This window comes from Streptomyces fuscigenes (assembly GCF_021556455.1).
In the GTDB taxonomy this organism is placed as follows: domain Bacteria; phylum Actinomycetota; class Actinomycetes; order Streptomycetales; family Streptomycetaceae; genus Streptomyces; species Streptomyces fuscigenes.
In genome coordinates this window covers 1-9,491 of the sequence record NZ_JAKGCV010000213.1, presented here as the reverse complement: position 1 = coordinate 9,491, position 9,491 = coordinate 1, and the positions used below count along the sequence as shown (strand labels likewise).

Sequence of the window (9,491 nt, the reverse complement as noted above, 5' to 3'; positions counted from 1 at the left end):
CCGGTCCGATCCGGTCGGGGGCCTGTCGCTCGGGCGAGAGGCAGAGAAGCAGGGAGGCAGAGAAGCGGAGAAGCAGAGAAGTAGAGAAGCGGACTGGCCGTGATGCCGAGGACACGCGGGCCGGCCGTTGACCGGCAGGCCGCCGAGCAGCGCGCCCAGCGGGTTCGCGGTCTTGGCGGCCTGGAGCACCTGCGGGGCCGTCGTGTTGACGGCGCCGCCGGCGGCACGGGTCGCGGTCAGCGCGTCCGTGCCCGCGTGCGGCAGCTCCTGGGCGACCTGGTCCACCGGCAGCTTGTTGACGGTGTCCAGCGCCTTGCCGGTGTCCGGGAGGGGGCCGACGGCGGCGGACGCCGAGCCTGCGGCGGCGGCGGCGAAGGCGGCACCGAGCACGGCGGCACCGAGGGTCTTTGCAGCGGACCTGTTCATCTGAAATCTCGTCCTTGAGGGGGGTGGTGGAAAAACGAGCAGCTCTGAAATCTAGTCAGCGCGACTCGGGCCCCGCAAATATCCGGGAACATTCCTCATTCGTGTTCCGCGGCGGTGACGGACCGGTCAGATGGACATACTCGGCGAGAGATCAGCCGGTCACGGCGGTCTGCTTGAACAGCCATTCGGATTTGAGTTCCGCGTAACCGGGCTTGATGACGTCGTTGATCATGGCCAGTCGTTCATCGAAAGGAATGAATGCTGATTTCATCGCATTGACCGTGAACCACTGCATGTCGTCGAGGCTGTACCCAAAGGTCTCCACGAGCGCGCCGAATTCGCGGCTCATGCTCGTGCCCGACATCAATCGGTTGTCGGTGTTGACGGTGGCGCGGAAATGCAGCCGGCGCAGCAGCCCGATGGGGTGCTCCGCGTAGGAGGAGGCCGCACCCGTCTGGAGGTTGGAGCTCGGGCAGAGCTCCAGCGGGACGCGCTTGTCCCGGACGTACGCGGCGAGCCGGCCGAGCTTCACCGACCCGTCCTCGGCGACCTCGATGTCGTCGATGATGCGCACCCCGTGGCCGAGGCGGTCGGCGCCGCACCACTGGAGCGCCTGCCAGATGGACGGCAGGCCGAAGGCCTCGCCCGCGTGGATGGTGAAGTGGTTGTTCTCGCGCTTCAGGTACTCGAAGGCGTCCAGGTGCCGGGTGGGCGGGTAACCGGCCTCGGCGCCCGCGATGTCGAAGCCGACGACGCCCGAGTCCCGGTAGCCGTTGGCCAGTTCGGCGATCTCCAGGGCGCGTGCCGCGTGCCGCATCGCGGTCAGCAGCGCGCCGATCCTGATCCGGTGGCCGCCGGCCCGGGCGAGCCGCTCGCCCTCCCGGAAGCCCTCGTTGACCGCCTCCACGACCTCTTCGAGGGTGAGGCCGCCCTCCAGGTGCTGCTCGGGCGCGTACCGCACCTCGGCGTAGACGACGCCGTCCTCGGCCAGGTCCTGGGCGCACTCGGAGGCGACGCGGAAAAGGGCGTCCCGGGTCTGCATCACGGCGCAGGTGTGCGCGAACGTCTCCAGGTAGCGCTCCAGCGAACCCGAGTCCGCCGCCTCACGGAACCAGTCGCCCAGCTTGTCGGCGTCCGTCTCCGGGAGGCCGTCGTAACCCGTCTCGCGCGCCAGGTCGACGACGGTGCCGGGCCGCAGACCCCCGTCGAGGTGGTCGTGCAGGAGCACTTTGGGGGCGCGCCGGATCTGGTCCGCGCTGGGCAGGGGAGTGGTCTGACCGGGCTGGCTCGTCATCCGTCCAATCTAACGCCTACGCGCGTAGAACGGGTGGGCGCGGGTCGGGGTCGATACGTAACAGTGACCGCGCGGAAGGGTGGAGTCCACGCGCGCGTCTGACACTGTTCTGCCATGGGACATCAGGCAGGCCAGGGCGCAACGGCGCGCCCCCCACGGCCAGAACGCGACGGGACCGGTCCCCTGCCCCGGCTTGGGCGCCCGGTCGTCTCCCCTCCCGCCGGAACGGCGACGAACGGCGTCGTCCTCCTCCTGCCCACCGCCGCCGAGGACTCCGCCCGGCGGCCGTCGCCGTTCGCGCGCGCCACCCTCGCCCCGCTCGCCCGGTCCCTGGGCCGCGCGGGCGCCGCCGAGGGCGTGCTGGTCCACGTGGTGCGCTACCGCTTCGGCGGCTGGAACGGCCACGAGGCCGCGCCGTGCGCCGACGCCACCTGGGCGGCCGAGGAGGTCGTGCGGCGCTACGGGGACGTGCCCGTGTGCCTCGCGGGCCACGGCATGGGCGGCCGGGCCGCGCTGCGTGCCGCGGGCCACGAGGCCGTCAACTCGGCGCTGGCGATCTCCCCCTGGCTGCCCGACGACGACCTCGCGGCGCCCGAGGAGCCGGTACGGCAGCTGGTCGGGCGCCAGGTCCTGATCGTGCACGGCACCAACGACCGCCGCACGGACCCGGAGCTGTCCTTCCGCCTGGCCGAGCGGGCGAAGAAGACCAACCGCGACACGTGCCGCTTCGAGGTGCACGCCGACGGCCACGCCCTGCGCGCCTACCAGCGCGAAGTCGTCTCGCTGGCCAAGGACTTCGCACTGGGTGCCCTGCTGTCCCGGCCGTACTCCCGCCCGGTCGAGGACGCGCTGGCGGCGCCCCCGCCGCTGGGGCTGCGGATGCCTCTGGCGGCTGGCTTCGGCCGCACGCTGCGCTGAACGCTGAACGCTGAACGCTGAACGCTGAACGCTGAACGCTGAACGCCGACGCGCCGACGGCGGAGGGGCGTACGGGGCGTACGGATGCGCCCGGCGCACGCCGGCGACGGGGGGCCCGGGACGGACGCGCGGGGCGGCGGGACCTGCGCCGGGGCGGGAGGCGCCGGGCTCTCGGCAGAGCCCGGGGGCGACGGCCCGGACAGTAGGATCGCGCCATGGCCGCCTACGCGTCACGTGCTGCTCAGGGGGCGCTGACCCCTCAGGCGCAGCGCGCCTGGACCGCCTTCCTCACCATGCAGCGCCAGCTGTTCGTCCACCTCCACCGGCAGCTCCAGGGCGAGTTCGGGATCTCGGGCCCCGACTTCGAGATCCTCGTCAACCTCTCGGAGGCGCCCGGCGGGCGGCTGCGGCCCTTCGAGCTCAGCAGGGCCACCCAGTGGGAGAAGAGCCGGATGTCCCACCAGCTCCGCCGCATGGCCGAGCGCGGGCTGGTGCGACGTGAGGCGACCCGCGACCCGCGCTACGCCGACATCGTCCTGACCGAGCAGGGCCGCGCCGCCGTCGACGCCACCGCGCCGCGCCACGCGGAGGCCGTGCGGGCCCTGTTCGCGGAGGCGGTCGGCGCCGGGCACCTGACCGAGTTCGCGCAGGCGTGCGAGCGCGTCTCCGAGGCGACGCTGGGCCACCGGGTGGGGGAGTACGGCACCGACGGGCAGGGCTGAGGCGGAAACGCGGCCGGCCGCTCCACGAGGACGGGACCCCCCCCCGCGGCCGTTCGTCCACGAGGGAGGGACCGCCAGCGCCCCCTCGGCCGGTCGGCAGGGCTAAGCGATGCTGCGGTCCGCCCGGCCCGCCCGCGGGATCGCGGGGACGTCCGCCGCCGACGCGGCCCCGTGCCCGAGTGCCGCGTCCGGGGCCTGCGCGGCGGCGACCGCCGCGTCGACCCGGTCGAGGGCCTCGGGCCGGTCGCAGGCATGGGCTCCCAGCGAGACCTGGCGGGTCACGATGCCGGGCTCCTCGCGCATCAGCCGCCATCCGCGCCGCAGCAGGAACGGCACCGACTTGCGGCCCTCCCGCAGGTCGCGCAGCAGCCGTCGGCGGAACGTCGTCGAAGGCCGGCCCCGCAGGCACAGCGCGTCGGCCAGCACGCCCAGTTCGCGGCACCGGCGCACGATCTCGGCGGCGAAGACGCCCTCCGCGAGGAAGACCGGCGCCCCGCCCACGTCCAGGACGGTCGCGCCCGTGCGGGAACTCGTGGCGATGTCGTACACGGGCACCTCGGTCCTGCCCGTCCGGTGCAGCGCGACCAGCGCCGCGACGGCCGCGTCCTCGTCCCAGGAGCCCGGCGCGTCCCAGTCGACGTCGGCGGTGCCCGCCACCAGCGGCAGCGTCGGGTCGTCGCCCTCCTTGTAGAAGTCGTCCAGGCGCAGCACGGGCAGCCCGGTGGCCGCGGCGAGGGACGACTTGCCGGAGCCCGAGGGGCCCGAGAGCAGGAGGACGGGCGTCGGGCGGCGGTGAGGAGGTGTCACGGAACACCAGTGTGAGGCATGCACCCGCGCAGGGGACCTCCGGGGACCTCGCGCGCCGAGGAGGTGGTGGGCCGCGCCACCGCTCGATTACTGTGAGTGCCGCACCCCTCACGCATCGGAACGGAAGTCCCCATGGCACGTCATGCAGCCCCCACGCCCGCCCGCCACGCCCTGCTGCGCGCCGGCCTGAGCGTCACCGCCGCCGGAGCGGTGCTCGGACTCGGCGGTGCGGCGGCGCAGGCCGCGCCGTCGGCCGGTACGGACGCCTCGCAGGCCGCCGAGGCGACGTCGGGGGCCCTGACGGGCGCCGTCGGCAACGTCGCGCACGGCGCGGCCCTGCCCCTGACGAACCTCCAGCTCGACCCGCTGGCCAAGACGGGCGTCGACCCGCTGGACAACGGCGTGGGCACGCAGATCGCCGACTTCAAGCCGGTGTCGACGAAGCCGCTGACCGACCCGGTCACCCAGGGCGGCGCCCTCGGGACGCTCCCGGTGACCGGGCCGGTGACGAGCCTGCTCGGCTGACCGGCCGCCCGCGCGGCGGAAGGCGGGGGAGGCCGGCAGGACGGGACGGGTCCCAGGGACCCCGCCGGCGTCGCGCCGGCTCGTCCGGGCGGCCGGACCGGCGCCCCGCCGTGCGTCCGTGCTCAGTACGAGGAGCCCGCGACGCCCAGCGCGCCCGTGGGGTGCCAGACGGTCTTGGTCTCCAGGAACGACGTCATGCGGCGCGTGCCCGGGTCGGCCGTCCAGTCGGGCGCGCCCGCGGCCGGGCGCAGCACCCGCTTCAGGTTGTCGGCCGCCGCGATCTCCAGGTCCCTGGCGAGCGCCGCGTCGGCCCCCGTGAGATCGATGCCGTTGACGTCCTGGTGCGCCGCGAGGGGCGCCGCGATCTCCGCCGTGCGGCCCGACAGGACGTTGACGACGCCGCCCGGCACGTCGGAGGTCGCCAGGACCTCGCCCAGCGACAGGGCGGGCAGCGGGCGGTCCTCGCTCGCCACCACGACGGCCGTGTTGCCCGTCGCGACGACGGGCGCCACCACCGACACCAGGCCCAGCAGCGACGAGTCCTGCGGCGCGAGCACCGCGACGACGCCCGTCGGCTCCGGGGCCGAGTGGTTGAAGTACGGCCCGGCCACCGGGTTGGCTCCGCCGGTCACCTGCGCGATCTTGTCCGTCCAGCCCGCGTACCAGACCCAGCGGTCGATCGCCGCCTCGACGACCGCGGCCGCCTTCGGCTTCGAGAGCCCCTCCGCGTCCGCGACCTCGCGCACGAACTGGTCGGCGCGGCCCTCCAGCATCTCCGCGACGCGGTAGAGGACCTGGCCCCGGTTGTACGCCGTGGCGCCGGACCAGCCGCCCACCGCCTTGCGCGCCGCGACGACCGCGTCGCGTGCGTCCTTGCGGGACGAGAGCGGGGCGTTGGCCCGCCACCGGCCCTTGGCATCGGTCACTTCGTACACCCGGCCGCTCTCACTACGGGGGAACTTGCCCGCCACGTACAGCTTGTAGGTCTTGAGGACCGTCAGCCGGCCCTGGCCGCTGCTGTCAGACATCGAGGTACGCCTCCAGGCCGTGGCGGCCGCCCTCGCGGCCGTAACCCGACTCCTTGTAGCCGCCGAACGGCGAGGTGGGGTCGAACTTGTTGAACGTGTTCGCCCAGACGACGCCCGCGCGCAGCCGGTCCGCGACGGCGAGCATCCGCGAGCCCTTCTCCGTCCAGACGCCTGCGGACAGCCCGTAGGGCGTGTTGTTGGCCTTGGCGACCGCCTCGCCCGGGGTGCGGAACGTCAGCACGGACAGCACCGGGCCGAAGATCTCGTCCTGCGCCACCGTGTGGGCCTGCGACACGCCCGTGAACAGGGTCGGCGCGAACCAGTAGCCGGACGACGGCAGCTCGCACTCCGGCGACCAGCGCTCGGCGCCCTCGGCCTCGCCGATCCCCGTGAGCTCGCGGATCTTCGCCAGCTGCTGCGCGGAGTTGATCGCGCCGATGTCGGTGTTCTTGTCCAGCGGGTCGCCGAGGCGGAGCGTGCCGAGGCGCCGCTTCAGGGACGCGATCAGCTCCTCCGCGACCGACTCCTGCACCAGCAGCCGCGAGCCGGCGCAGCACACCTGGCCCTGGTTGAAGAAGATGCCGGTGACGATGCCCTCGACGGCCTGGTCGATCGGCGCGTCGTCGAAGACGATGTTCGCGCCCTTGCCGCCGAGTTCGAGCGTGACCTTCTTGCGGGTGCCCGCGACCTGGCGGGCGATCGCCTTGCCGACCTCGGTCGAGCCGGTGAAGGCGACCTTGTCGACGTCCGGGTGGGACACCAGGGCGGCGCCCGTGCTCCCGTCGCCCGTCACGATGTTGACGACGCCCTTCGGCAGCCCCGCCTGACGGCACACGTCGGCGAAGAACAGCGCGGACAGCGGCGTCGTCTCCGCGGGCTTGAGCACCACCGTGTTGCCCGTGGCGAGCGCCGGCGCGATCTTCCACGCGAGCATCAGCAGCGGGAAGTTCCACGGGATGACCTGCGCGGCCACGCCCACCGGGCGGGGATCGGGGCCGTAGCCGGCGTGCGCCAGCTTGTCGGCCCAGCCCGCGTGGTAGAAGAAGTGCGCGGCGGCCTGCGGTACGTCGAAGTCCCGCGTCTCCTTGATCGGCTTGCCGTTGTCCAGGGTCTCCAGGACGGCCAGCTCGCGCGAGCGCTCCTGGATGATCCGGGCGATGCGGAAGAGGTACTTGGCGCGGGCGGAGCCCGGCAGGGCCGACCACTTCTCGAAGGCCCGGCGGGCGGCGCGCACGGCCCGCTCGACGTCCTCCTCGCCCGCCTGCGCGACCTCGGAGAGCACCTCCTCGGTGGCCGGGGCGATCGTCTTGAACACCTTGCCGTCGGCGGCCTCGGTGAACTCGCCGTCGACGAACAGCCCGTAGGAGGGCGCGATGTCGACGACGGCGCGCGACTCGGGCGCGGGGGCGTACGCGAACGGCGACGCCCCGGCGGCCGGCGCGGAACTCGGGTCGGAATGCGGCGATGCCATGGTGTATCAGTCCACCGTCACGTAGTCGGGACCGGAGTAGCGCCCGGTGCGCAGCTTCTGACGCTGCATCAGCAGGTCGTTGAGGAGGGACGACGCGCCGAAGCGGAACCAGTGGTTGTCCAGCCAGTCCGGCCCGGCCGTCTCGTTCACGAGCACCAGGTACTTGATCGCATCCTTCGTGGTGCGGATGCCGCCCGCCGGCTTCACCCCGATCTGGACGCCGGTCGCCGCGCGGAAGTCGCGGACCGCCTCCAGCATCAGCAGGGTGTTGGCGGGGGTCGCGTTCGTGCCGACCTTGCCGGTGGAGGTCTTGATGAAGTCGGCGCCGGCGATCATGCCGAGCCAGGAGGCGCGGCGGATGTTGTCGTACGTCGACAGCTCGCCGGTCTCGAAGATGACCTTCAGCCGCGCCTGCCCGTCGCACTCGGCCCGCACCGCGCGGATCTCCTCGTACACCTTGAGGTAGTCCCCGGCGAGGAACGCCCCCCGGTCGATGACCATGTCGATCTCGTCCGCACCCGCGGCGACGGCCGAGCGCACGTCGGCGAGCTTCACGTCGAGCGCGGCGCGACCGGCCGGGAACGCGGTGGCGACGGACGCGACCTTGACGCCGGAGTCCCCGAGCGCCGCCCGGGCCGTGGCGGCCATGTCCGGGTAGACGCAGACGGCGGCCGTGGCCGGCGTCGCCCGGTCCGAGGGCTCCGGGCGCAGCGCCTTCGCCGCGAGCGAGCGGACCTTGCCCGGGGTGTCGGCGCCCTCCAGGGTGGTCAGGTCGATCATCGAGATCGCGAGGTCGATCGCGTACGCCTTGGCGGTGGTCTTGATCGACCGGGTGCCGAGCGCGGCGGCCCGGGCCTCCAGGCCTACGGGGTCGACGCCGGGCAGCCCGTGCAGGAAGCGCCGCAGCGTGCCGTCCGACGCGGCGACGTCGGCGAGCGGGGGTGGGGTGCTGGTGGACATGGTCACCACAGCAGCATATCTACGCGCGTAGCGGTCTGTACAGGGAGGGTTCGGGACCGTTCGGCCCCCATCGGGGGGCCTCGGAGGAGCTCGGGGAGGGCGGAGGCTCCCGGGCTTCCCGGGGCGCGGGACCGTTCCTGCCGGCTCCTGGTCCCGCATTCCGGGGCCTTCACGGCTTCGGGTGCTTCCGGGGCTCGTGTACCTCCGGTGCTCCGCGTGCCTCCGGTGCTTCCGTACTTCCGGCACGGTACGCGAGTGCCCTGCGGCACAGTGCGGGGGCGCCCGGTGCGGGGCCCGGCTCGGGCCGCGGGCGGCCCGGGGGCCCGGGCGGGGGCCCGTGGCCTGCGGGAACCCGGTGCGGGCGCCCCGCCCGGGGCGTCCGGCCCGGCGGGCGCGGAGGCCGCGGGCGGCCCCCGCGGGGCGGAGCCTTCCGCAACGGCTCCGCACTGTCCTCGTCCGTTCGCACCCGCGTGCGGCAGAATCATTGGTATGGCACGTTCCGAACAGCAGCAGCCCGAGGCCGACCCGGCCGCCCCCGCCGCCCCGGCACCGGCGCCCGGCACGCCCGTGTACTCCGACCGCGTGTACCGCTCCGGCGGCGGCATCGCGGGCGGCGTCCTGGTGCTGGCCCTGGTGCTCTGGCTCGGCATCGACGCCCTCGTGAGCGCGAGCGGTCGCGCGCCGTGGCTGGCGCTGGCCGCGATGCTGTTCGTGGTGCCGCTGCTCACCGCGTACACGATCCGGCCCGCGGTCTTCGCGGGCGAGGACCAGGTGCGCATCAGGAATCCGTTCCGCACGATCGTCGTGCCGTGGGGCGCCATGAAGAACCTCAGGGCGCGCTTCAGCACGGAGCTGTTCACCAACGACGGCGCGAAGTTCCAGATGTGGGCCGTCCCCGTCAGCCTGCGCCAGCGCAAGCGGGCGGACCGCAGGATGGGCCGGCTGGAGCGCTCCGCCCCGGCGTCCTCGGCGTCCCGCCAGGCCGCACTGAGCTTCTCGTCCGCCGACGGCGAGCCGAAGCTCGCCCAGGCAGACCAGGCCCTCGTGGAGATGCGTGAGCTCGCCGAGCGCGCCGTGGCCCGCGGCGGCGCCGAGGCGTCGGGGGCGCCGGTGGTGCGCTGGGCGTACGAGGTGCTCGCGCCCGCGCTGGCCGGCGCGGTCCTGCTGATCATCCTCGTCGCGATGTAGTGACGCCGGGGCCGGGCGCCTCGCCCGGCCCCGGTGAGGGTCGCGCCCTCCCGTACGTGCCTGCCGGCGAGTCCCCGTGGCCCCGGACGGGCGCACGGCTGCCGGTGTCAGTCGCGCGCCGCCGCGCCCGGTTCCCGGGAGGCGGGTGCCGG

10 protein-coding genes are annotated in these 9,491 nt (G+C 73.9%); 4 read left to right on the top strand and 6 right to left on the bottom strand.

Annotation, left to right across the window (positions count from 1 at the left end; translation table 11 throughout):
- Together L1885_RS17485 and L1885_RS17480 are read right to left on the bottom strand one after the other, a co-directional pair.
- Positions 1–426, bottom strand: a 426-nt coding sequence (locus L1885_RS17485) for a hypothetical protein (RefSeq protein WP_308117339.1), incomplete at its 3' end; no start/stop codon positions are given.
- A 151-nt stretch (positions 427–577) separates the two neighbouring features.
- Positions 578–1,720 (bottom strand): adenosine deaminase, encoded by a 1,143-nt coding sequence (locus tag L1885_RS17480; RefSeq protein WP_235798062.1) that lies wholly within the window; start codon positions 1,718–1,720, stop codon positions 578–580.
- A 114-nt stretch (positions 1,721–1,834) separates the two neighbouring features.
- Here L1885_RS17480 and L1885_RS17475 point away from each other — a divergent pair, with 114 nt between their 5' ends.
- Positions 1,835–2,638, top strand: coding sequence for an alpha/beta fold hydrolase (locus L1885_RS17475; protein WP_235798061.1), 804 nt, complete (start codon positions 1,835–1,837; stop codon positions 2,636–2,638).
- 215 nt (positions 2,639–2,853) lie between these two features.
- Positions 2,854–3,360 (top strand): MarR family winged helix-turn-helix transcriptional regulator, encoded by a 507-nt coding sequence (locus L1885_RS17470; RefSeq protein ID WP_235798060.1) that lies wholly within the window; start codon positions 2,854–2,856, stop codon positions 3,358–3,360.
- Between the two features lie 102 nt (positions 3,361–3,462).
- Here L1885_RS17470 and L1885_RS17465 read toward each other — a convergent pair whose 3' ends face one another.
- Complete coding sequence (locus L1885_RS17465; protein ID WP_235798059.1) at positions 3,463–4,167, bottom strand: ATP-binding protein; 705 nt, start codon at positions 4,165–4,167, stop codon at positions 3,463–3,465.
- Positions 4,168–4,299: 132 nt separating this feature from the next.
- Here L1885_RS17465 and L1885_RS17460 point away from each other — a divergent pair, with 132 nt between their 5' ends.
- Entirely contained in the window at positions 4,300–4,692 is a 393-nt protein-coding gene (locus tag L1885_RS17460) for a hypothetical protein (RefSeq protein ID WP_235798058.1), read from the top strand.
- 122 nt (positions 4,693–4,814) lie between these two features.
- Here L1885_RS17460 and L1885_RS17455 read toward each other — a convergent pair whose 3' ends face one another.
- The 3 genes from L1885_RS17455 to deoC are packed head-to-tail and all read right to left on the bottom strand — an operon-like array spanning position 4,815 to position 8,151.
- Positions 4,815–5,720 carry an aldehyde dehydrogenase family protein gene (locus L1885_RS17455; RefSeq protein WP_235798057.1) on the bottom strand — a complete coding sequence of 302 codons (906 nt, stop codon included), beginning with the start codon at positions 5,718–5,720 and terminating at the stop codon, positions 4,815–4,817.
- Complete coding sequence (locus tag L1885_RS17450) at positions 5,713–7,191, bottom strand: aldehyde dehydrogenase family protein (protein WP_235798056.1); 1,479 nt, start codon at positions 7,189–7,191, stop codon at positions 5,713–5,715. Before L1885_RS17450 ends, L1885_RS17455 begins: the two co-directional genes overlap by 8 nt.
- A 6-nt stretch (positions 7,192–7,197) precedes the next feature.
- The gene (gene deoC, locus L1885_RS17445) at positions 7,198–8,151 is read right to left on the bottom strand and encodes a deoxyribose-phosphate aldolase (RefSeq protein ID WP_235798063.1); all 954 of its coding nucleotides are present in this window, start codon (positions 8,149–8,151) and stop codon (positions 7,198–7,200) included.
- Positions 8,152–8,640: 489 nt separating this feature from the next.
- On the opposite strand from deoC, the gene L1885_RS17440 reads away from it, so the two are divergent.
- Positions 8,641–9,339, top strand: coding sequence for a PH domain-containing protein (locus L1885_RS17440; RefSeq protein ID WP_235798055.1), 699 nt, complete (start codon positions 8,641–8,643; stop codon positions 9,337–9,339).
- The last annotated feature ends 152 nt before the right edge of the window (positions 9,340–9,491 follow it).